This window comes from Paenibacillus sp. YAE3 (genome assembly GCF_057546105.1).
Genome location: NZ_BAAIYF010000004.1, coordinates 142,969 through 167,498 on the forward strand (window position 1 = coordinate 142,969; position 24,530 = coordinate 167,498).

16 protein-coding genes, 2 tRNA genes and 1 pseudogene are annotated in these 24,530 nt (G+C 54.7%); 13 read left to right on the forward strand and 6 right to left on the reverse strand.

Features of this window, described 5'->3' with window-relative positions; genetic code table 11:
* Positions 1-35: 35 nt before the first annotated feature.
* A complete protein-coding gene (locus tag AC27KL_RS09355) occupies positions 36-287 on the reverse strand; it encodes a hypothetical protein (RefSeq protein WP_036708513.1) in 252 nt (83 codons plus the stop codon).
* Between the two features lie 11 nt (positions 288-298).
* Positions 299-622, reverse strand: coding sequence for a YbjQ family protein (locus AC27KL_RS09360; protein ID WP_036708518.1), 324 nt, complete (start codon positions 620-622; stop codon positions 299-301).
* A 235-nt stretch (positions 623-857) separates the two neighbouring features.
* Between AC27KL_RS09360 and AC27KL_RS09365 the strand changes: the two genes are divergently transcribed.
* From AC27KL_RS09365 to AC27KL_RS09375, 3 genes are all read left to right on the forward strand, one after another.
* Positions 858-2,930, forward strand: coding sequence for a putative bifunctional diguanylate cyclase/phosphodiesterase (locus AC27KL_RS09365; RefSeq protein WP_487169507.1), 2,073 nt, complete (start codon positions 858-860; stop codon positions 2,928-2,930).
* 99 nt (positions 2,931-3,029) lie between these two features.
* Positions 3,030-3,103 (forward strand) — tRNA-Pro (locus tag AC27KL_RS09370).
* Between the two features lie 11 nt (positions 3,104-3,114).
* Positions 3,115-3,188: transfer RNA gene (locus AC27KL_RS09375), tRNA-Gly, on the forward strand.
* A 430-nt stretch (positions 3,189-3,618) separates the two neighbouring features.
* Here AC27KL_RS09375 and AC27KL_RS09380 read toward each other — a convergent pair.
* The 4 genes and pseudogenes from AC27KL_RS09380 to AC27KL_RS09395 form a co-directional block, all read right to left on the reverse strand.
* The gene (locus AC27KL_RS09380; RefSeq protein WP_487169508.1) at positions 3,619-3,831 is read right to left on the reverse strand and encodes a YqaE/Pmp3 family membrane protein; all 213 of its coding nucleotides are present in this window, start codon (positions 3,829-3,831) and stop codon (positions 3,619-3,621) included.
* 592 nt (positions 3,832-4,423) lie between these two features.
* Complete coding sequence (locus tag AC27KL_RS09385; RefSeq protein WP_487169509.1) at positions 4,424-5,194, reverse strand: hypothetical protein; 771 nt, start codon at positions 5,192-5,194, stop codon at positions 4,424-4,426.
* Positions 5,195-5,689: 495 nt separating this feature from the next.
* Positions 5,690-5,818 (reverse strand): annotated as a pseudogene (locus tag AC27KL_RS09390) (ATP-dependent DNA ligase); the annotation flags it as partial.
* Positions 5,819-6,432: 614 nt separating this feature from the next.
* Positions 6,433-7,593, reverse strand: a complete 1,161-nt coding sequence (locus AC27KL_RS09395; protein ID WP_487169510.1) for an ROK family protein — start codon at positions 7,591-7,593, stop codon at positions 6,433-6,435.
* Positions 7,594-7,896: 303 nt separating this feature from the next.
* On the opposite strand from AC27KL_RS09395, the gene xylA reads away from it, so the two are divergent.
* From xylA to AC27KL_RS09445, 10 genes are all read left to right on the forward strand, one after another.
* A complete protein-coding gene (gene xylA, locus AC27KL_RS09400; RefSeq protein WP_487169511.1) occupies positions 7,897-9,213 on the forward strand; it encodes a xylose isomerase in 1,317 nt (438 codons plus the stop codon).
* 109 nt (positions 9,214-9,322) lie between these two features.
* Positions 9,323-10,819 (forward strand): xylulokinase, encoded by a 1,497-nt coding sequence (xylB, locus tag AC27KL_RS09405; protein ID WP_487169512.1) that lies wholly within the window; start codon positions 9,323-9,325, stop codon positions 10,817-10,819.
* Between the two features lie 77 nt (positions 10,820-10,896).
* Positions 10,897-12,690 carry a cache domain-containing sensor histidine kinase gene (locus AC27KL_RS09410; RefSeq protein WP_487169513.1) on the forward strand — a complete coding sequence of 598 codons (1,794 nt, stop codon included), beginning with the start codon at positions 10,897-10,899 and terminating at the stop codon, positions 12,688-12,690.
* The gene (locus AC27KL_RS09415; RefSeq protein ID WP_487169514.1) at positions 12,683-14,236 is read left to right on the forward strand and encodes a response regulator transcription factor; all 1,554 of its coding nucleotides are present in this window, start codon (positions 12,683-12,685) and stop codon (positions 14,234-14,236) included. Before AC27KL_RS09410 ends, AC27KL_RS09415 begins: the two co-directional genes overlap by 8 nt.
* A 151-nt stretch (positions 14,237-14,387) precedes the next feature.
* Positions 14,388-15,371, forward strand: a complete 984-nt coding sequence (locus AC27KL_RS09420) for an ABC transporter permease (protein ID WP_445164704.1) — start codon at positions 14,388-14,390, stop codon at positions 15,369-15,371.
* A gap of 72 nt (positions 15,372-15,443) precedes the next feature.
* On the forward strand, positions 15,444-16,352 hold the full coding sequence (locus AC27KL_RS09425) for a carbohydrate ABC transporter permease (protein WP_339321946.1): 909 nt from the start codon (positions 15,444-15,446) through the stop codon (positions 16,350-16,352).
* 109 nt (positions 16,353-16,461) lie between these two features.
* Entirely contained in the window at positions 16,462-18,183 is a 1,722-nt protein-coding gene (locus tag AC27KL_RS09430) for an ABC transporter substrate-binding protein (protein ID WP_487169515.1), read from the forward strand.
* Positions 18,184-18,287: 104 nt separating this feature from the next.
* Positions 18,288-20,612, forward strand: coding sequence for an alpha-xylosidase (yicI, locus tag AC27KL_RS09435; protein ID WP_487169516.1), 2,325 nt, complete (start codon positions 18,288-18,290; stop codon positions 20,610-20,612).
* Positions 20,613-20,782: 170 nt separating this feature from the next.
* Positions 20,783-23,167, forward strand: coding sequence for a glycoside hydrolase family 95 protein (locus AC27KL_RS09440; protein ID WP_487169517.1), 2,385 nt, complete (start codon positions 20,783-20,785; stop codon positions 23,165-23,167).
* A gap of 1 nt (position 23,168) precedes the next feature.
* Positions 23,169-24,515 (forward strand): GH1 family beta-glucosidase, encoded by a 1,347-nt coding sequence (locus tag AC27KL_RS09445; RefSeq protein ID WP_487169518.1) that lies wholly within the window; start codon positions 23,169-23,171, stop codon positions 24,513-24,515.
* Positions 24,516-24,530 lie beyond the last annotated feature (15 nt).

Below are 24,530 nucleotides of genomic sequence, written 5' to 3' on the forward strand. Positions count from 1 at the left end.
TTGATTGCGGAACGAGAGTTTTCGAGTAGGGCGGGCTATCTGATCGGAACGTATTCCCGTTCGCCCGTTTCGTGATTGTAATACACCTGATATTTGATTCCGTCCCGCGGGTCCACGAATATTTCGGAGGTCGGCGTAAATTTGCCGCTGAGAAGGTCGCTCCGGCTGGACTGTTCGTTTTTTCTGCGGTAACGGCGGTCGAAGAAGCGCCAACTGAGCCAAAGCAGGACAAGAAAGACGACGATTTGCAATCCGTAAATCATGACGACGGCCACGATCGCACCCATGCGGATCCCGGCTAACCGATCGGCCTTGTTTTTACGACGGTGCCGTAGGCGACGATTTCGCTCATGTTGTTGCCGATGTCCCCGCTGTCGAAACGCATCATGATAATGGCGTTGCCGCCCATGGCATGGGCGTTTTGCACCAGCCGGTCGATCGCCTGACGGCGCGCGTCTTCAATCATTTGCGTATATTGCTTGACTTCGCCGCCGACAAGCCCTTTCAGGGAAGCCATAATATCGCCGCCGATTCCCCGCGCCCGCACCACCACGCCAAACGTCGTTCCAAGCACTTCGATGACTTCATGGTTATGTATATTTTCCGTGGTCGTAATGATCATTTCGCATTCACTCCTTCATCGTTATAATTCATAATACGGATAAAACGCAAAAAAGATTCAGACCGAAGACCGCGTTTTCTGTCGAAGATTGCCAAAGCGCGTAAAATATTATCTGGTATCAGCAGGAATAAGGTCAGATACGTGGAATTATTTAACACGAATCCATCTTCATATCTTTATTACCCGGGGGTCAGATGGCTTTATGCGTCCAAGAAGAGTTGAGGAAATAAGAACGGTGAAAACGGCCCTGTGGGGAATAGTGATGTTTGCCGCCGTCCTGCTTGTGGAATCGTTGTATCCGCTGCCGGGATTGGATCCCCGCGTATTTCAAACGGCATATATTTTGCTGGGCAGCTGCTGCACAGCCGCAAGCTTTGCCATCTTTTCGCAGGGATGGCTTTTGTTCTCCCATAAATTGTCGCGGTACCGGCTGTATACGGCGGCTTTATTCTTATGCGTGGCCGTGCTGGACCTGCTGCAAATGCTGAGCCTGATGGGCATGCCGCTGATCGGCTCCGCCATGAACGACAACGACGCCCTTTGGTTGTCTTTGATTTCCAGGCTGCTGCTCACGGCAGGCATATTTTGCATTTATTCGTTAAAAGATTTTATGGTCAATGTCGCTCATAAAAGCTTCGTGCTTACCGTCACCATGGTCGCTACGGCTGCCGCGGCGGCGGCGTTCATCGCGTGGGGCCGCATGCTGCCGCCGCTGCTCGTCGACGGGGGAATGGGCCCGGCGGTCAAGTACGCCGTGTTTTTTACCGCGCTGACGGCGCTGGGCGGCATCGCTTCAATCGTTTACCGAGGCAGAAAAGAGCGGGCCCCTTCGCTGCTGATCATCATCCGGGCGCTGATTTACACCGCGATCGGCCAAGGGATGATTTTGTCCGCAGGCAGCATGTACGAAATCAATTATTTGCTGGGAAGCTTGGGGGGCGCGGTGTCTTATTACCTGATGCTAAAAGGCGTATACCGGCTGACGATCGAAGACCCTTTCCGCGAACAGCAGCGAATGGAAGCCAAAATGAATTATTTGGCTTTTCATGACGATCTGACGGGGCTCCCGAACAAGCGGAGGTTAACCGAACGTCTGGACAAGGTGATGAAGGCCCGGGACAACGGTACGACCGGAGTCGTCGTGTTTAACATTAACCGTTTCAAAAACATCAACGATTCGCTGGGGCACCAGGCGGGTGACCGGCTGCTGCAGCAGGTGGGCGACCGTTTGAAGCGGAATACCCTTCCAAAGGAGGAGGTATTCAGCATGGGCGGAGACGAGTTTGCGTTGATCATGCCGGAGCTTGGCGACGTGGAATCCGCAATCAAGCGAATCCGAGGTTTGATGCAGCTGTTTGAGGAGCCGCTGACGATCGATGACGGCGATTATCATATTACGTTATGCGCGGGATTGGCCTTATATCCGGAGGACGGGGATACGGCGGAGCAGCTGATTCAGAACGCGGACACGGCGGTGCACCACGCGAAGGATTACGGGATCGATGTACGGCATTTCGTGCCGTCCATGCAGCGGAAGGCGAAGGAAAGATTGAAGCTTGAAAACGATTTGCGCAAGGCGCTGGAACGCCGCGAGTTTTACCTCGAGTACCAGCCGCTCGTCTCCTTGGAAAACTGCGAGATCGTCGGCATGGAGGCTTTGCTGCGGTGGAGGCATCCGAAACGCGGCAACGTTTCGCCGCAGGAATTCATTCCGCTGGCCGAAGAAAGCGGCCTGATCGTTCAACTTGGCGAGTGGGTTCTCCGGACTGCCTGCAAACAAAACAAAACGTGGCAGGATGCGGGTTACAAGCCGATTTGCGTGTCGATCAACCTGTCCATGCGCCAATTCCTTCAGCCGCATCTGGCGGATCGGATCGGACAGATTTTGCAGGAAATCGGCCTGGAACCCAAATACGTCGAGCTGGAAATTACGGAAAGCATGACCTTTGATAAAGAGACGGCTTTTGAACAGCTGCGGAGGCTGAAGGAGCTCGGCGTGTTCATCAGCATCGACGATTTCGGGACGGGCTACAGCTCCTTGCATTATTTAAAAAGCATGCCGATCGACCGGCTGAAAATCGACCGTTCTTTTGTCAACGAGGTGATGAGCGATCATAACGACGCGGCGATCGTGTCCACCATTACCTCCATGGCCCATCATTTGCAGCTGAAAGTGACGGCCGAAGGCGTGGAGAACGAGGAACAGCTTCATTTCCTAAGAGAGCAGCGCTGCCACGAAGGGCAGGGGTACTACTTCAGCAAGCCGGTGCCGCCGGCGGATTTCGAGAAGACGTTTTTGCTTCATTAGCACATACATAACATGTTTTGAACAAAAAAAGAGTTGCATATCCCGCGGACTCATGGTATATTATTTCTTGTCTTCAATATCTGAAGACGTGAGTAACCGCGGGACGTAGCTCAGCTTGGTAGAGCACCTGGTTTGGGACCAGGGGGTCGCATGTTCGAATCGTGTCGTCCCGATATTCATTTTCGCGGGTGTAGTTCAATGGTAGAACTCCAGCCTTCCAAGCTGGTAGCGTGGGTTCGATTCCCATCACCCGCTCCATAAAACGAATAACGCCGAAGGCGTTTTTTTTGTTTTATGGAGGCTTGTGGGGAAGAGAACCCACGCGCGTGGGTGCGACCGTCCGTGCAGGCATCTCTGGGAATGACCCGATCAGGACGCGCGTCAACATCTACCTCTAGGCGCGGGCCGGAGGCTCGCTTTTCAATCGGGATGTTGAGTATTCCCATCACCCGCTCCAAATTCAGAAAAAACCAAAACACCAATAGGTGTTTTTTTATTTGGAACGGTTGTGGGGAAGAGAACCCACGCGCGTGGGTGCGACCGTCCGTGCAGGCTTCTTGGGAATGACCGGACCAGGACGCGCGTCAACATCTACCTTTAGGTGCGAGCCGAAGGCTCGCTGTTCAATCGGGATATTGAGAGTATTCAAAGGCTCCGCTGGTTATGTGCCGGCAGAGCCTTTGCTTTATTAATGCATGGGATGTCTGTTTTGCTGCTGAATGGCTCTTATCAATTTATCATTATGCTTATCTGCCTTGTGGCTGCTAACCACAGCGATGGCGTGAATGACACCAGGAATCCAAAAGAAAATGCAGAGTACAAAATTTAACAACGCCTGAATAGGTTTCCCGCACAAAAGTACAGCTACAGGCGGTAAAATTATTGCTAATAGGTACCGCATGGAGTAATTCCCCCTCGATTTAACTCTTTTCCTTATTTGACCATACAAACAACGAATTGTTATGGGAGTCGCTACCATCTGACAGTCTGTTTCTTCTATAAGAATTGAACTCTTCCCAGCCCGGATCCGAGGATCGAGATCGACGTTCCAGGTCAGCAGCTTCTACAACCAACAATCCTATTTCTCCTATATCGACTAGGGCGCCAATCCGGAACTCGCCGGAAATGAGTTGGAACGTTCCGGAATCAAACACGATGCCGACACGGCCACCGAAACCAGCGGATGCGTGCGGGTGGACAGACAGACAGTAATGTGACGGCACACTTACGCTTCAGGTAGTGGACGCATTTCCGGTTCAGTTGATCTGAATGAGTTTGACGGTAGTCACCCTTACGTGCTGGTTGCTCATGGGGAACTGGCTATTGTTATGAATCGGCTAAGGAAGAATTTCCTGCTTTAAATTGCAGGAAATATAGAGCGCATTGTTGAACTTGAGCAGCTGCTACTGCAGATCGAACAAAAAAGTGAAGACCCTTCCGGCACAATGCCAGCAGGGTCTTCACTTTTTTGGTTAATTCTATAATTAATTAAATTAATTAGTATAACCATTACCATCTGATTCTGGTCCACCACCAGAGATATAGTTGGAAATTTGAATTTTATAAGTGCCTTTAGCGACATTAGGGAATGTGATTGAAACATTTTTACTTGTATAATTATTTTTGACACCAATTTCCGCTGTGTCTTTACCATCGCCACCAACTGCTATAAGTTTATAAAACAGGTGACATGTCCCACTATGACCCGGAGTAGGGTACTGAACCAAGGTGATGGTAACATTTCTTTGTGCGCTAATGTCTAGTTGTCTTAATGATTCAGCGTAGTGTCCCGGAAGTAGCTCTCTAAAATTGTAGGTAATTGCAAGATCCTGTATACCAATCGGATTTAAATCATTTGCAACTCCTGACTTCTGGAGTAACTCAGGCGTAATAATTTGAACCCCATTAGCATCGAATGTAGCTTCGACTGCATTTTTTGAGTTAGCTTCCATTTCAGGAGTTGTTTGTTGCTGAGCTCCGAAAGTGAAGTGTTCACGTTCTTGATTGTTGCTTGATACATTGACTTGGTTTCCATTTGCATCAAAAATAGCATCGATTGCGTTCTGAGCATTTGCTTCCATTTCTGGAGTAATTACTTGTTGAGGACTAAATGTAGTGTACTCTCTTGTGTCATTAACAATATGATCATTTTCAAGCGCACTAAATGTAGCACGATCAGCATTAGCTGGTAAATTCATAAATAAAACACCAGATCCAACTCCAACAGCAAGTGTTGCAGCGACTACTGTTTTCTTAATATTCATAAGTACCCTCCGCAGTATCTAAAATTATGGAACCTTCATAGAGCTCTACAAAATGGAAGTCGGCCAACTGAGAAAAATATACCACTATTCCTCCTCCGTGTTAATAGTTTCCAAAAAAAATAAAGTTATATTTATTTTTGGGATTTATGTAACTTTTTTTAATTTATAAACGTTGCCGAAGCAACATTGGTTTAACAATTTAGAATGGCATCCTACAAGAATGGGTTTGCACTATTCTTTATTTATATCATTTCAGAAAAGGTGCAACTAATGAGTAAAGGGAAATTTCTCTACCCTGATTAAAGGAAACAAGGGCTAGATCGCGGAGTTTGGGCGGCAGCTGCAGCAAATCGAACAAAAATAAGTGAAAACCCTGCTGGCTCGTGTTGGCAGGGTCAATATATTACCATTGACATCGGTAATACATTTTAGCTTGTTATCCGTATACTTGAAAACAGTGGAATGAGTCCATCCAGTAATTCCTGAAAGATATACGGTACGGCCATTACGGTGACGTGTATATAAATGGAACACTCCGTTTCGCTGCGAAAGTATTAGTCTGTGGCCGTCGATTTTTGGTTCAAATGAATGTGAGAATGGCGATAGAACCGTAGCAAGTAACATCGGTGATTTCGCCAGTTTACATTTGGGGGCATATCATTTTACGAAATATTTATAATCATTTTTATTAAAAGTACGACGTTAGTCATTCGTGCTTGAATATGACAAAGATTGCCCGCGTGGATCACGTAGTTCATACTTGAATGTTTTGTTACCATCGTTGTATTATCCGAAGGCGAATTTTGTCTGGCTTACTTGGGTAGCCGTATTTAAAGCCCCAGATTCCAGTGCCAGTAAATGAAGTATTAACATTCATATCAGCCATGAGGTGAATATCGCTGTCCGGAAAAGATGAGATGCCGATTTGATGGGATTACAGGCAAAACAGCCTCAATCGGAGCAGTTGCCGAATCACTAGCCGGTGTGGAATCACCCCATTTCAACCATTTTTACAACTGAAATCTACCTTGGAATCTACTAATTGTAAATATGTTACTAAAGTATTAAACGCAAAAATCGATTAATTTGTTATAGATTGATCCTGTTTTTTTTTGGATTTTCAATTCCAAATCATGACCACCCGTCCAGCGGGTGGTTTTTTGTTTTCGCACGCTTCGCGAGCTCAACTGGCTAAAGCCTAAATAAGAAAAAAAACGCCGAAAGGCGTTTTTTTTTGTTTACACCATCACCCTCGTGTGCCCGAGAAAATGCATCGCCGCGGAGAAACCCGCTCCGATCATCGTCGCCCGGCTGCCGAGCGCGGAAAACGCGATTTCGAGCTGCTGCTTGTGGTAGGGCAGCGTCCGTTTGGCCACGACCTGCTGCATCGGCTCCTCGAGCCATTCCCGGGCTTCGGACAACGCCCCGCCGAGCACGATCAGCTCCGGGTTGAAGCCGTTGATCAGGTTCGTCAGGCCGATGCCCAAATAGTTGCCCATGACGCGGAACTGGCTGCGCGCAGCTTCATCGCCTTCGGCGGCATGGCGGACAAGCTCCCGGGTCTGATAGGCGGGGAGCTCGCTCGCCGCCAGGTCGTACGCCTTCTCCGAAGCGTACAGCTCCCAGCACCCGCGGCTGCCGCAGCTGCAAGGCATGCCTTCCGCTTCGATGCTCATATGCCCGGTTTCGCCGGCATATCCTCTTGAACCTTTGTACAGCTCCCCGCTGATGATGATCCCGGAACCGATCCCCGAACCGGCGCTGATATACAGCAAATGCCGCACATCCTGGCCCCGGCCGAAATGAAGCTCGCCGAGCGCTCCGCTGTTGGCTTCGTTGTCGATGATGACGGGAATGGCAAAATGCTCTTCCAGCATGCTGCGCAGATGGACCATCTCCCATCCCAGGTTGGGCGCAAACAGGACGACGCCGTCCTCGTCGACCATGCCGGGAACGCCGACGCCGATGCCGACCATGCCGTAGTGGGTCGGAGGGGCCTCGTCAATCAGCCCGGCAATCATCGTTTTCATGAGTTCGATCGTATAGGCCAAATCATGCCGGCGAAGGGGGACTTCCGTCTCCGACAGCACGCTCCCGTTCAAATCGCATAAAACCGCGGTCATCTGCTTCACGCGCAGCTCTATGCCGATCACGCACCCGGCCATCGCGTTAAAATGCAAAATGAGGGGTTTGCGTCCGCCGCTGGATTCGCCCGGCCCGGCTTCAAGCACCAGCTGCTCCTGCTGCAGCTCGGCCACCAAGTTCGATACGGTCGCTTTGTTCAGTCCCGTAATTTCCGAAATTCGCGCGCGCGACAGCTCGGGATGTTTGCGGATCGTATGCAGGATCAGCGACTTGTTTATTTTTTTGACGAGCGCCTGGTCGCCGGTCACGTTCATGTCAAAAACACATCCTTCAAGGAACCTTTCGATGTTTCGAAATACAACAATGTATGGATTCATACGTAGAATCAGGCTTGCATTTCATCCGCAAAACGGCATCTCCGCCTGTCAAGACGGGGAGTCGTTTACGCCTGTATCCCCCTAGTCTAGTGTCTTCCTGGGCAAATTGCAATAGGATAAAAAAACTTAGTTTAACCAATATACAAAGTCGAAACTTTGTGTTAGGATGGTGTTGTAAAGGCTTTCGTCGATAAAAAACAGCAGAATAAATCATACGGTATCCAAGGAGGAACATGCGTTATGGCATATTTTGAAAACGTCGGAAAAATCAATTACGAGGGCAGCCGCTCGACCAACCCGTTTGCGTTCAAGTATTACAATCCGGAGGAAAAGGTTGCCGGCAAAACGATGGAGGAGCATCTGCGCTTCGCCATGGCTTATTGGCATACGTTGACCGCGGGCGGAACCGACCCGTTCGGCAGCGAAACCGCCGTCCGCGGCTGGGATCACCTCAGCGGCATGGACAAAGCGAAAGCTCGCGTGGAAGCCGCCTTTGAATTCATGGACAAAATGAACCTGCAGTACTTCTGCTTCCATGACGTCGACATCGCGCCGGAAGGCAGCAGCCTGAAGGAGTTTTTCAGCAACATCGACACGATCGTGGATTTGATCGAACAAGGCATGAAATCGTCCGGCAAAAAGCTGCTGTGGAACACGGCAAATATGTTCACGAATCCGCGTTACATGCACGGCGCAGGTTCGACCTGCAATGCCGACGTATATGCGTATGCTGCGGCCCAAATCAAAAAAGGCCTTGAGGTCGGCAAACGCCTCGGCGCCGAAAACTACGTGTTCTGGGGCGGCCGCGAAGGTTACGAAACGCTGCTGAACACCGACATGCAGCTTGAAATGGACAACATGGCCCGCCTGTTCTCCATGGCGGTGGATTACGCGAAGGAAATCGGCTTCGACGCCCAGTTCCTGATCGAACCGAAACCGAAAGAACCTACGAAACACCAATATGATTTCGATGCGGCGACCACGATTGCGTTCCTGCAAAAATACGGTCTCGACAAACATTTCAAACTGAACCTGGAAGCCAACCATGCGACGCTGGCCGGCCATACGTTCGAGCATGAGCTGCGCGTGGCGCGGATCAACGGCATGCTTGGCTCGCTGGACGCCAACCAAGGCGACATGCTGCTCGGTTGGGACACGGATGAATTCCCGGTCAACATCTACGACGCGACGCTGACCTTGTACGAAGTGCTCAAGAACGACGGCCTCGGCAAAGGCGGCATCAACTTCGACGCGAAAGTGCGCCGTCCGTCCTTTGAGCCGGAAGATCTGTTCCTGGCCCACATCGCCGGTATGGATACGTATGCCAAAGGGCTGAAAGTAGCCGCCAAACTGATCGAAGACCGCGTGTTCGACGACTTCATCGAAAAACGCTACAGCAGCTTCAAGGAAGGCGTGGGCGCCGAGATCGTTTCCGGCAAAGCGACGCTGGCATCCCTGTCCGAATATGCGCTGAACAACGAGCAGCCACGCAAAAACGAGTCCGGACGCCAGGAAATGCTGAAGTCTTTGCTGAACCAATACATTTTGGCGAAATAAACGGTACGCGAGCAATCATGCATGCGGCGGAGGTTGCCTGAAGAAGCATTCTTCGGCAGCCTCTTTCTTGTTTTTCATAAAAGACTTTAGCCTTAAGGAGGCGCTATTGATGAAGTATGTAATCGGTATCGATATCGGAACCAGCGCGGTCAAATCCGTGCTTGTGTCGGAGGAAGGCCAGGTCGTTTGCGAACATGCGGAAAGTTATCCGCTGCATCGCCCGAATCCGGGCTGGAGCGAGCAAAATCCCGAGGACTGGGCGGAGCGCACCATCGCCAGCCTGCGCAAATTGATGGAGAAATCGCAGGTTGCGCCGTCCGACGTGGAGGGCATCAGCTTTTCGGGACAGATGCACGGGCTGGTGCTGGTGGATGCGGAAGGCAAGCCGCTTCGTCCGGCCATCTTGTGGAATGACACGCGGACGACGCCGCAATGCCGCCGGATCGAGCAGACCCTTGGAACCAAGCTGCTGGACATTGCCCGCAACCGGGCTTTGGAAGGTTTTACGCTTCCGAAAATATTGTGGGTGCAGGAACATGAGCCGGAAATTCTGTCCCGAGCGTCGCTTTTCCTGCTGCCGAAGGATTACGTTAGATATCGCCTGACGGGCGATTTTGCGATGGATTATTCGGACGCGGCCGGCACGCTGCTGCTGGACGTGGCAGGCAAAACATGGAGCGCGGACATCGCACAAGCGTTTGATCTGCCCCTGTCGCTTTGTCCGAAGCTGGCGGAATCCTCCGAGCTGACGGGCACGCTGCTGCCGGATGTGGCGGAAGCCGCGGGACTGCTGCCGGCGACCAAAGTGTTTGCGGGCGGGGCGGACAATGCGTGCGGAGCGATCGGAGCAGGCATTTTGGGCGAAGGCAAAACGATGTGCAGCATCGGCACGTCGGGCGTGGTTCTTTCCTATGAAAGCCGCAAGGACGTGAATCCGCAGGGCAAAATGCATTTTTTCAACCATGGGGAAGAAGACGCATTTTACGTCATGGGCGTCACTTTGGCGGCGGGGCATAGCCTCTCCTGGTTCAAACAAACGTTTGCGAAAGAGTCTTCCTTCGACGAGCTGCTGGAGGGGATCGAAGCCATTCCGGCGGGAAGCGGCGGACTGCTGTTTACGCCTTACATTTCCGGGGAACGCACGCCCCATCCGGATGCGGACATCCGCGGCAGCTTCATCGGGATGGATTCGGGCCATACGCTGAAGCATTTTGCGCGTGCCGTCCTGGAAGGCATCACGTTTTCGCTGCGCGAGTCGATCGACCTCATCCGCGAGTCCGGCAGGGAGATTGCCGAGGTGACCGCGATCGGCGGCGGGGCCCAAAACGAAACATGGCTGCAGATGCAGGCCGATATTTTTAATGCCGACATCGTGAAGCTGGAAAGCGAGCAGGGGCCTGCCATGGGCGCCGCGATGCTGGCCGCTTACGGCTGCGGATGGTTTCCGTCCCTTGAAGCATGCGCGAAAAAGTTCATCCGTCCGGCTGAAGTCTTTTCACCGAATCCGGAGCAGGTGAAGCGGTATGACGGTTTGTTTTCGGTATACCGGGACGTCTACGGCCAAACCCGGGAATTGAACGAAAGGCTTGCGGCCTACCGCCAATAAGATATAAAGTTTAAAAGAGAGAGGGACGATCATCCGCCGGGATAGGGTCCGGCAAAGACTGCCGTGGGGGAATAGACATGTGGCACCGGTTCGTAACGTTATTAAACGACATCAAAATTCGGAATAAACTGCTGCTGTCTTTCCTGCTTGCGGCGCTGCTGCCCGTTTTGCTGGTCGGGGGATATCTCACGGCCGAAATGAGGCAAATGGCGTTCAATAACGCGATGGAGCAGGCTTCGACGAACGTCGACCGGATCAAAAAAAGAACGGAGGAGGTCATCCGCGTCTCGCTGGACATCTCTTACCGGCTGTCCAATGACGCCAGGCTCAAAAAGCTGGCCAACCGGCATTATGAAAGCGTATACGACGTGGTCGAGGCCTACAGGGACTATCCCGACATGCGGGAGTATTTAAGGCTCTACAAAGAAATTTCGAACATCAGGCTGTATACCGACAACGCCACGCTGCTGAACAACTGGGAGCTCATCAACGCCTCGGACGAAATTAAGGCCAGCGACTGGTACCGGCATGCGCTTGATCATGAAAGCCTGGTCAGCTGGCGGTATATCGAGGATGAACGCGACCATAAAAAATATTTAAGCCTGGTGCGGACGATCGAGCTCGAAAGCCTGAAAAAATACGGCGTGCTGGTGCTGAACGTCAATGCCAACATGCTGAATTCGATTTTGAGCCAGGAAACGTTCGACACGATGATCGTGGACGATCAGGACAACATCGTTGCGGCGAACCGCGGCGACTGGAAAAACAAGAAACTGACCGACCTGTCGCTGGACCGGAACATGATGACGCAGCGCAGCGGCACGTTCGAGGCGACGCTTAACGGCATTCCTTCGAAAGTGCTGATCGATGAGGTCAAACCGGCTTCCAGCGAAAACGGGATCCGGATCATTTCCGTGTTTTCGATCGGCAGCATCGTGAAGGAACCGAACAAAATCATCAGGCTCGCGCTGACGGTCATCGTCATCAGCATCGTTCTGGCCTTCCTGCTGATCTACAGCGTGTCCTCCCTGTTCTCCCGGCGGATGCTGCGGCTCAGCAGGCATATTACCCGGGTCGGGCTCGGGGATTTCGATACGACGCTGCAAATCGACGGCAAGGATGAAATCGGGCTGTTGTCCAGGCAGTTCAATTCCATGGTGCGCAACATTCACGACCTGATGGAGGAAGTGACGCAGTCCAATGAACGGAACCGACTGCTGGAGCAAAAGCAGAGCGAAATCCGCTTTAAAATGCTGGCAAGCCAGATTAATCCCCATTTTCTGTTCAATGCGCTGGAATCGATCCGGATGGAGGCCCATATGAAAGGCCAGACGGAAATTGCCAGAATCGTGCGGCTGCTCGGCAAAATGATGCGCAGCAACCTCGAGGCCGGCAACAGCAAAATCCCGCTGAAGCAGGAGCTGGAGATGGTCAGCTGTTATCTGGAAATCCAGCGGTTCCGGTATGAGGACCGGCTGCGTTACGAGTTTCACGTCGATCCGGCATTGGAAGCGCTGTACGTGCCTCCGCTCATTATCCAGCCTCTCGTCGAAAACGCCGTCGTGCATGGTCTCGACAACAACGCGGAAGGGGCGTCCGTCAACGTCGCGATTATGCGCGATGGGAATGCGGCCATGTTCACGATTACGGATAATGGCATCGGCATCCCGGAAGAGAGGATGGATAAAATCATGCAGACGCTGGAAGACGCGGAGGAAAGGGAAGGCGAGCGGATCGGGCTGCGAAACGTGCATGTCAGGTTGAAGCTGACGTACGGGGAGTCCTGCGGATTGTCCATTCGAAGCAAGCCCGGCTGCGGTACGACCATTTCCTTTGCCATTCCGCTCGAGGGGGGAATGATAGATGCTTAAAGTGATGATCGTGGATGACGAACCGAAGCTCCGCGAAGGCCTGCGGATGCTGATTCCTTGGGAAGAGCATGGATATCAGGTGGCGGATACGGCAGCGAACGGGCAGGAGGCGCTCGAAAAATACGAGGTCCATCAGCCGGAGCTGATTCTGGCCGACATCCGGATGCCCGGCATGGACGGATTGGAGCTCATTTCGGAGCTGCGGGGCCGGGGCGCGGAAAGCCATGTGCTGATTTTGAGCGGTTATGCCGATTTCGAATACGCGAAGCGGGCGATTTCGTACCGCGTCGACGGATATCTGCTTAAACCGGTGGATGAGGAAGAATTGGTTTCTTATCTCGGGCAGATCCGGGAGGCGATCGAAAAAGAGCGGCAGCTCAGCTTGTGGACCCGGGAAGAGCCGGCCCGCGGCAAGGAGGCGGCGCTGAAGGAGCTGCTGCTGCCGGATCCTACCGAACTCGGCGGCGAACGGCTGAAACGGCTCGCGGCTTCGCTTCAACTTCCGGAAGGGCCGTGCGAAGTCGTCTTGCTGCGGCTCGGACCGGCGCCTTCCGTGACGGAGGAGGTTTACTCCCGTGTCCGCCAGGCATTGGAGGAGGCCGTCCGGCAAAGCGGAGCGGGCCTATGTTTTCATCTTCCCCCGCATTTGGGAATCCTTCTAACGAAACCGCCGGCAAACCGGGAGGATGACCGGGAGCTGCATCGGATGATTGCCGAGCGGGTATCCGCGGAAGGCCTGACGTTCAGCGCGGCGGCCGGAGGAAAGGCCGCGGGGCCGGAAGAAGCGCATATATCCTTGTCGGCGGCAAGCGAGGCGTTGAAGTTCAGTTTTTTCTTCGAAGGGGACACGCTTATTCGGGAGGAAGCGGCGGCAGGCTGGAGCGGCTTTCAGGCCGAAGAGCTGCCGGACTTCAATCCGGACGAGGCCGAACACCGGCTGCTGCTTGTTTTGGAAACCGGAAATACCGCCAAGCTGGAGAAACTGGTCGAAGCGATCTGCCGCCGCATGGCAGCGGACGGGATGGATGAGCTGAAGCTGAAGGAGAACCTGATCCGGCTAGCGGGAAGCGTGCTGGCGCGGCTGGAGTCGTCCCACCCGGACATGCGGGCCTTTTGGACGGAGCACGGGGTCCCGGTCGGCGCATTTTATGCATGCGGCCGGATCGGCGAGCTGATGGCTTCGGCGCATGCGTATTTGCGGGAAATTTCCGAACGGATGCGCAGCGAAAGCCGCGGGAACGAAATCCAAAGAATGATCGAACTGATCGAACGGCGTTACAATGAGAACCTCAAGCTCGAAACGCTGGCGGAGCTGTTTAATTACAACAGCGCTTACCTCGGAAAAATGTTCAAAAATACGACGGGGGAATATTTTAACACGTTTTTGGATAAGGTCCGCGTCGAAAAAGCCAAGGCTTTTCTGGACCAAGGCATGAAGGTGTACGAGGTCGCCGAAAAAGTGGGTTACATGAATCCGGATTATTTTAATATGAAATTCCGCAAATATGTCGGGGTTTCTCCAACCTCTTACCGCAAGGGAAAATGACGGTAAGGGGTTTTTTCTTGCCGTAAAGTGGGCGAGGAGGCAGGGATATGGCGGAATGTCTAATTTTCACAGGATTTTATCTCTAATTTTTCGGGTACTGCAATCGCTTACAGAGAATTAAAATGGGGGTATAGAGAGGAGGGCATTTTCATTGAGAGCGGCAGCCAACATACCAGACGGCACTCCGAATCGCGGGAAAAGGACCGAAAGCAAGGCGGCATCCCGAAAACGTTTTTGGAAAACGTTCCGAAACCAGAAGTATTTATATCTGATGTCGATCCCGTTCGTCATTTGGGTGTTCGTGTTCAGCTATCTCCCGTTATGGGGATGGACGATGGCCTTTCAGAAATATAAACCGGCCCGAAGCTTTTTCGAGCAGGAATGGGTGGGCTTCGAGCATTTCAAGGCGCTTTTCCACGACGAACAGTTTCTGCTGTCTTTGCGCAATACGCTGGCGATGAGCACCATGGGCCTGATTGCCGGCTTCGTGTTTCCGATCCTGTTCGCCATTTTGCTGAACGAGGTTCGCCTCAGCTTTTTCAAGCGTTTTGCCCAAACGATTTCGTACCTGCCCCATTTCGTGTCTTGGGTCGTGGCCGCCGGGATCGTCACCAAAATGCTGTCGACCGATAACGGTCTGGTCAACGACGTGCTGCTGGGCCTCGGCCTCATTCATGAACCGATCCAGTTTATGGCCCAAGGCCATCTGTTCTGGGGCATCGTGACGTTGTCGGACGTGTGGAAGGAAACCGGCTGGAATGCCATCATTTATCTAGCGGCCATCGCGGGCATCGGGCCTGAGCTGTATGAAGCCGCCCGGGTGGATGGGGCAAGCCGTTTTCGCCAGATATGGCATATCACGCTGCCGGGCATCCGGCCGACGATCATCGTTTTGCTCATTATGTCCGTCGGCAATTTGCTGAACATCGGCTTCGAGAAGCAGTTCCTGCTCGGCAACAACCTGGTGACGGATTATTCGCAGGTGCTTGATCTGTACTCGCTGAAATACGGGCTCGGCATGGGCCGTTATTCCTTCGGCACGGCGATCAACATTTTCAACTCGGTCATCAGCGTCGCGCTTTTGTTTACCATTAACGGCATCTTTAAGCGCACGACCAAAGAAAGCTTGTTATAGGGCACCAGGCGATTTGTCCATACATACGGCTGCCTGGCGTGCAGATATTTTTGGAAAGGGGGAACGAGGGTCGTGGGGAATGCAGCTTTTGCGCGCGGCAAATCGTGGTCCGACCGGATTTTTGACACGGTGGTTTACGTGATCGTGCTGTTTGTCGTCGTGGTCACCGTCTATCCGTTCCTGAACGTGCTCGCCATCTCGCTGAACGATTCCATCGACAGCGTGCGCGGCGGAATTACCGTTTTTCCCCGGAAGTTTACTTGGGACAACTACATTAAAATATTTACGTTCAGCGGGTTGGTTACGGGCTTCAAAATCTCGGCGCTGCGTACCGTGCTCGGGACCGTGCTCGGGCTGCTCAGCGCATCGATGCTTGCTTTTACGATCAGCCGCGCGGATTTTCAGGGACGCAAATTCGTGTCCACGTTTCTCGCGCTGACGATGTACGTGTCCGGCGGATTGATCCCGACGTACATGCTGATGAAGGATCTGGGCCTGATGAACACGTTTGCCGTCTATATTTTGCCGGGTGTCGTAAGCGCTTTTAACGTGTTTGTCATCCGTTCTTTTATCGACGGCATCCCGTATGCGCTGCAGGAATCGGCCAAACTTGACGGAGCGAACGACTTTACGATTTACTGGCGGGTCATTTTGCCGCTCACCAAACCGGCCTTGGCGACGATCTCGTTATTTCTGGCGGTGGGGCAGTGGAACGCCTGGTTCGATACGTACCTGTATAATGGATCCAGCGAATCGCTGACGACGCTCCAATACGAGCTGATGAAGGTGCTGCAGAGCACGACGGCGGGCAGCGGCGGGGATTACCGGACGAACGTGGTGGCGACCGCGGTCAACCAAGTGTCTCCGGAGTCGATCAAGATGGCCATCACCATCATCGTCACCGTACCGATTTTATTGGTGTATCCGTTCCTGCAAAAGTATTTCGTCAAAGGCATGACGCTCGGCGCGGTCAAAAGCTGACCGGTGCTATCCGAAGCGGTATGATCAGGGGCGCTTGCCGGCTCCCTTGTTATACGCATAGATTCTCGCTTGAAAATCCATTCGAATTCATCAGGAGGGGTGTTTCAGTATGGAAAGCAAAAGAAAGAGAAAGACCAAAGCTTCCGCCCTGCTGCTCATATCCGCCTTGTTCGTCGGCCTGCTGGCCGGCTGCGGGGGAAGCGGCGGCAACGGCGCAGCATCCAAGGAGAACGGCTCCGGCAAGGAAGCCGCGGCGGGCAACGATAATGCGCCGATCACGTTTTCCCTTTTCAGCGCCGACCCGAGTCCGAACTGGACGGGAATGAAGGACGAAATCGGGAAAGTGATCACCGAAAAAACCGGCGTGACGCTGGACGCGGAATTCGCGGTCGGTGATCCGCAGCAAAAGGTGGCCCTGATCGCTTCCAGCGGCGAATATCCCGATCTCATCAGCGCGAAAAACGATATCAGCAAACTTGTCGACGCCGGCGCGATGCTGGATCTGACCGATCTGATCGACAAGTACGCGCCGAACATTAAAAAAGTGCTCGGGGACTCGATAAAACGCGCGCGCTACAGCGACGAAGACCATGCGATCTACGCCATTCCGACTTATGCGGGCGTAGGCCAGCAGTACTTCCAGGCCGGAGGCGGCTTCGAACTCCAGCACCGCGCGGTCGCTGAAGCGGGATATCCGGAGATCCGGACGGTCAAGGATTATGAGAACGTTATCAAAAATTATATCGAAAAACACCCGACGGACGAAAACGGCAACAAAAACATCGGCCTGACGTTAAACGCCGACGATTGGTACATGTACATCACGGTCACGAATCCGGCCTTTTACACGACGGGCTCGCCGGACGACGGGGAATACGCGATCGACGTTGATACGCAGAAGGTCACGTACCATTTCCGCCGTCCCGCGGAAAAAGAATACTTCCGTTGGCTCAATCATATGAACGATATCGGGCTGCTTGATCCGGAGAGCTTCGTTCAAAAATACGACCAATACAAAGCAAAAATCGCGACCGGGCGCGTCATCGGCCTGATCGACCAGGACTGGGCTTACGGCGACGCCGAAAAAGCGCTGAAAGCGGCGGGCAAATTCGACCAAGGTTACGGCCACTACCCGGTTACGTTAACCGAAGAATACAAGGAAACGTCGTTCTGGCCGACTGGCTTCATGGCGGGTTACGGCATCGGCATCAGCAAAGACTGCAAAGATCCGGTCCGGGCGATCAAATTCCTCGATTACCTCGCTTCCGACGAAGGGCAAGTGCTGCTGAACTGGGGAATCGAAGGCAAACACTACAAAGTCGAAAACGGCAAACGCGTCATTCCGAAGGAAATCAGCGACCGCAAGGTCAACGATGCGACCAACTTCACGAAGGAAACCGGCATCGGCCTGTATAACACGCTTGGCGTTCATTACGGCGACGGCGTGAAGGATCCGTCCGGAAACTATTACACGACCAATTTCCCAGAGCAGATTCAGAACTCATACAACGAGGTCGAAAAGAAAACGCTGGCCGCCTACAATGTCAAGTCGTGGAGAGAGCTATTCCCGAAAGAAGAAGAGTTTAAAGTCAGACCTTGGGGCGCGGCATGGAATATCGCCATTCCGGGCGACAGCGAAATCGTCGTGTTGGATAACAAGCTGAAGGATATTACGTGGAAACGGATTCCGGAAGCGATTTTGGCCAAACCTGCCGATTTCGATAAGGTATGGGACGCGTACATGAAGGACCTCGAAAAGGCGGGCGTCGACAAAGCCGAAACGCTGCGCGAGGAGCTCGTGAAACAACGCGTGAAGCTGTGGAACGAATAGGGCGGCTTGCGAAGCCGTGAATGGCTGCAAAAAAAAAGAATGGCGGGAAGTTTTGGCCGGTCAAGGCCGGGGCTTCCCGCCGTTAACTGAGGTGAGCTTAACAGATGAAATTTAGCGACGGCAATTGGTTGACTCTGCCCGGCTTCGAGATCATGAGCCCGATTCAGGCTTACGGCCCGAAAGCCCAAGTCAAAACGGTAAGCGTGTACGCTTCGCCCCGGGATTTGACGCCCCGCTGGGCGATGCTGGACGTTCCCCTGCTGACGGTGAGCCTTTCTTCCCCGATGGAGGACGTCATTCGCGTGTCCGTTCATCATCATAAAGGCGGCGCTTCGCTGAAGCCCGAATTTCCGATTCATGAAACGGAGGAGCATGCCGTACGAACGGGATTAAGCGACGAAGAGCTTTGGCTGCAAAGCGGGCGGCTCAAAGCGAGCATCCGCCGCAGCGGCGGCTGGGAGATGTCCTTTTACCAGGACGGCAAGCGGATCACCGGCAGCGGGCTGAAGGCGCTCGCATACATTACGCGCTCGGACGGCCAGACCTTCATGCGCGAACAACTCGATTTGGGCGTAGGCGAACATATTTATGGACTCGGGGAACGGTTCACCCCGTTCGTCAAAAACGGGCAATCGCTCGACATTTGGAACCGCGACGGCGGCACGGGCACGGAGCAGGCTTACAAAAATATTCCGTTTTATCTGTCAAGCAAAGGATACGGCGTATTCGTCAACAATCCGGGCCTGGTCTCCTTTGAGGTGGGCTCGGAGAAGGTTTCGAAGGTGCAGTTCAGCGTCGAAGGGGAAAAGCTGGAGTATTTGATCGTCGGCGGTAAAACGCTGCGCCATGTGCTGCAAAATTACACGGCTTTGACCGGCAAGCCGGCGCTGCCTCCGGCCTGGACCTTCGGCTTGTGGCTGACCACTTCGTTTACGACCGATTACGACGAACAGACGGTCATGAGTTTTGTCGACGGCATGAAGGAACGGGACCTTCCGCTGCATGTGTTCCACTTCGACTGCTTCTGGATGAAGCCGCTTCATTGGACGGATTTCGAGTGGGACGAGGCCGTGTTCCCGGATCCGAAGGGATTGCTGGAACGATTGAAAGCAAAAGGGCTGAAAATTTGCGTCTGGATCAACCCGTATATCAGCGAGCAGTCGCGATTGTTCGACGAAGGGGCGAGCCGGGGTTACTTCCTGAAAAAACGGGACGGCGGCGTATGGCAGTGGGACCGCTGGCAGCCGGGCATGGCGATCGTCGATTTCACCAATCCGGAAGCCTGCCGCTGGTACGGCGATTATCTGCGCGAGCTTATCGATATGGGCGTGGATTCGTTCAAAACGGACTTCGGCGAGCGGATTCCGACCGACGCGGTTTATTTCGACGGCTCCGACCCGCACCGGATGCACAACTATTACACCCAGCTCTATAACCGGACGGTATTTGAGGTGCTGGAGGAAAAGCTCGGCAAAGGGGAAGCGGCTTTGTTCGCCCGGTCGGCGACGGCCGGCGGCCAGCAGTTCCCGGTCCACTGGGGCGGGGATTGCACGGCCAACTACGATTCGATGGCGGAAAGCCTGCGCGGAGGCCTGTCCCTGGGCCTGTCAGGCTTCGGTTTCTGGAGCCACGACATCGGCGGCTTCGAAAGCACAGCGCCGGCGGACGTCTATATGCGCTGGGCGGCGTTCGGATTGCTGTCGAGCCACAGCCGCCTTCACGGCAACCAATCGTACCGCGTGCCGTGGTTGTTCGGGGAAGAAGCCGTCGAGGTGATGCGCTTCTTCACGAAGCTCAAATGCCGCCTGATGCCGTACCTGTTCGGCGCCGCCGTGGACGCTTCGGTCCTGGGGCTGCCGTTGATGCGGGCGATGGTGCTCGAGTTCCCGGAAGATCCGGGATGCCGTACGCTCGACCGGCAGTACATGCTGGGCGATTCGCTGTTGGTTGCGCCGGTTTTCAGCGAAGACGGACAAGTCGAGTTTTATTTGCCGCCGGGTACGTGGACTTCCTTCCTGACGGGAGAGAAGGTGCAGGGCGGCCGTTGGATCACGGAGCAGCATGGTTTCATGAGCCTCCCGCTGTACGTGCGTCCGGGCAGCATCATTCCGGTCGGGTACGTGGACGACAAACCGGATTATGATTTTGCGGACGGCGTGGAGCTTCACATCTTTGCGCCGGAAGAAGGCAAGGAGATGCGGGTAACCGTTCCGAACCTGAAAGGGAAGCCTGCGCTGCAGGCCAAGGCGGTTTTAGGCGGGGGCGAACTTTCCGTTTGCGTCGAGGCATCCGGAGCCGCGAATTGGAAGGCCGTTTTGCCGGGCGTGAGCCGGGTGGCGAGCGTCAAAGGCGGCACGGCGGCGATCACGGAACGAGGAATCGTCGTGACGCCGGACGTCGGCGCCTTGGAGCTGACGATTGGCTTTTGAACCGGGAAGCTGAAAGCCCGCAAAGATTTTAGCGTCCGGATTTTTGCATCATCCTTGCGTGCAATATTTTGCTGAAAATGCATTCGGAGGAAGGAACCTCCCGTACGCCTATGGAAAGCTCATGGCAAGAAAGATGAGTTGACATGGGTCTCTGGAAGGGGAAAAGTCGCATGAGCCAAAACGAAAAGCAATTATGGTACGGGAGGCCGGCCCGGGAATGGACCGAAGCGCTGCCGGTCGGGAACGGCCGGCTGGGAGGCATGGTATTCGGAGGAGACCGGGAAGAGCGGATTCAGCTGAACGAAGACACGCTTTGGTCCGGCTTCCCGCGGGATACGTTAAATTACGAGGCGCTCCGTCATCTGAACCCGGCCAAGGCGCTGGCCGGCGAAGGGAGATACAAGGAAGCCGAAGCGCTGATCGAAGGGGGCATGATCGGGCGGCGGAGCGAATCCTATCAGCCGCTTGGCGATCTTCATATCGCCATCCGCGCGGAAGGCGAGATCCGAAACTACAGCCGGGCGCTTCATTTGGAGGAGGCGGTGGCGGAAGTCAGCTATGAGGCAGACGGCGTCAAAATCTTCCGGGAGGTGCTCGCCAGCCATGCGGATGACGTCATCGCCGTGCGAATCCATGCCGAAAATGCGGACGGAAACAGCGAAGCGCTGCTGCCCGATATGGAGGTCCGGTTATCTTCGCCGCATCCGTTCCGGATCGAGGGGGACGGGGAGCTGGTCCTGACAGGCCGCGGCCCGTCCCATGTCGCGGAAAATTACCGCGGCGACCATCCGAACCCGGTCCTTTATGAGGAGGGGCTGGGGATCGGCTTCGCGGTCGTGCTGACAGCCCGCATCTGCGGCGGCGAAGCGAAAACCGAAAACGGGCGGCTGGTCATCCGCCGGGCGAACTCGGTTTTGCTGCTGCTTACGGCTGCGACGGATTTCGCAGGCCACGACGTCATGCCGGGCCGGGACGGGGTGTCTCCGGCTGCAAAATGCTCGCGGATTTTGCGGAACGCGCCGGCGAAGTATGAAGAGATTCGGAAGCGCCACGTGCAGGATTACCGCTCTTTGTTTGACCGCTGCGATCTGCTTCTCGGTACGGAGCCACCGGGGACGGAAGCGGGAGCAGCCGCGAACCTCCCTACGGATGAGCGGCTGACAGCCTGCCAAGGCGGAGCGTCCGATCCGCAGCTCGAAAGCCTGCTCTTCCATTACGGGCGGTACCTGATGATCGCCGGCTCCCGGCCCGGCACCCAGGCCCTGAACCTGCAGGGCATCTGGAATCCGCATCTTCAGCCGCCGTGGAACAGCAACTATACGACCAATATCAATACGGAAATGAACTATTGGCCGGCGGAAACATGCAGCTTGGGAGAGTGCCACGAGCCGCTTTTCGACCTCATCCGCGAGCTGAGCGTCAGCGGCGGGCGCACGGCTGCCGTTCATTACGGCTGCCGCGGGTGGACGGCGCATCATAACACCGATTTGTGGCGGATGTCGACGCCATCGGCGGGCAGCGCCAAGTGGGCGTTTTGGCCGATGGCCGGCGCATGGCTGTCGAGGCATTTGTGGGAGCGGTATGCGTTCCGGCCGGATCTTTCGTTTTTACGGGAAACGGCGTATCCGATCCTGAAGGGGGCGGCGCTGTTTTGCCTGGACTGGCTGGTGCAGCTCCCGGACGGCACATGGACGACGCCGCTTTCGACGTCGCCGGAGAACGTGTTTCGTACGGCGGACGGGACGCCGTGCAGCGTGGCACCGGGCTCCGCCATGGATATGGCGCTGATCGACGAGTTGTTCGGCCACTGTATTCAGGCGTCGGAGATCTTGAACACGGATGCCGAATTCCGCAGCGAGCTGGCGGCACGGCGGGAACGGCTTGCCCATCCGGGCATCGGGCCCGACGGGCGGCTCAGGGAGTGGAGCGGGGATTTTGCCGAGCATGAACCGGGACACCGCCATGTTTCCCATTTATACGGCTTGTATCCGGGAAGCGCCATCCATCCGCGAAAGTCGCCGGAGCTTGCCGAAGCGGCCTCCTTGACGCTTGCGGCGAGGCTTGCCGCCGGCAGCGGCCATACCGGCTGGAGCGCGGCCTGGATGATCAATTTGTTCGCCCGGCTGGGCGACGGGGAGCGGGCTTACCGCAGCATCCGCCGGGTATTGACCGATTCGACCCTCCCGAACTTGCTCGGCAACCATCCCCCGTTCCAAATCGACGGCAACTTCGGTTACACGGCGGGGGTAGCGGAGATGCTGCTCCAAAGCCATGCCGAAGGTCTCGAGCTGCTTCCGGCGCTGCCGGAAGCCTGGAGCCGCGGAAAGGTTCGGGGACTTGCCGCCCGCGGCGGGTTTACCGTCGACATGGAGTGGGCCGAAGGCCGGCTGATCCGGGCGCGAATCACGTCCACGCATGGACGCGCCTGCCGGATTTTGAACGGGGATGCATTCGTCGTCCGGCGCCAAGACGGGACTTCCGTGTCAGCCGCGGAAGGATTTGCGACGCAGCCGGGAGAGACGTATACGATAACACCGATGATGGAGGAGAAATGACATGAGCATATTTCAATTTCCGTCCGATTTCCGCTGGGGAGCCGCGACGGCCGCTTACCAGATCGAAGGGGCCTACAACGAGGACGGGCGCGGTCTTTCGATCTGGGATACGTTTTCGCATACGCCGGGAAAGGTGAAAAACGGGGACAACGGGGACGTGGCCTGCGACAGCTACCACCGTTACAAGGAAGACATCGCCTACATGAAGGAGCTTGGCATTACGACGTACCGCTTCTCCGTGTCCTGGCCGCGCATTTACCCGCAAGGACGGGGCGAGATCAACCAAGCCGGGCTCGATTTTTACCACCGCTTCGTCGACGAGCTGCTGGAGAACGGCATCGAACCGTTTTGCACGCTTTACCACTGGGATCTCCCGCAAGCGCTTCAGGACGAGGGCGGATGGAACAACCGCGATACGGCGATCGCTTTTAAACAGTATGCCGAAACGATGTTCAAGGAATTTTCCGGAAAAATCAAAAAATGGATCACGCTGAACGAGCCGTGGTGCAGCTCCTTCCTCTCGAACTATCTGGGCGTGCATGCGCCGGGCAACCGGGATTTGCAGCTGGCCGTCAACGTGGCCCACAATTTGCTCCGGGCGCACGGCGAGGCCGTCCGCAGCTACCGCGAACACGGCTATGACGGGGAAATCGGCATCGCCCCGAACATTACGTGGGCTTATCCGTATACGAGCAGCGAGCAGGACAAGGAAGTATGCCGGCGCGCGATCGAATGGACGTGGGACTGGTTCCTCGATCCGATCTATTTCGGCCGTTATCCGGAAGGGCTGCTGAAGGTTTTCGAAAAAGGGGGAGCGAAACCGGACGTGCAGCCGGGCGACATGGAAACGATCCGCCAGCCGGTCGATTTCATCGGCGGGAACTATTACACCGCAAGCGTGCGCCGTTACGCGCCAGGCAATAACCTGTTCGACGACGAGGAGCTGAATATGGGCTACGACCGGACGGATATCGGCTGGCCGCTGGATTCGGTCGGCTTGTACGATTCGCTGCGGTACACGCATCATAAATACGGCAACGTTCCGATCTATATCACGGAAAACGGCGCCTGCATCAACGACGAACCGGTGGACGGAAAAGTAAACGATATCCGCCGCATCCAGTATCTGCGCCAGCATATCATTTCCATGCACCGCGCCATCAGCGACGGCGTGCCCGTGAAAGGGTACATGGAATGGTCGCTGCTCGATAACTTCGAATGGGCGGAAGGTTACGGCATGCGCTTCGGATTGATCCATGTCGATTACCGAACGTTGAAACGCACGCCGAAGGAAAGTTTCTACTGGTACCAGAAGCTGGCGAAAAACAATTTTTTGGTCACGGAATAAGCAGCGATGCGATAA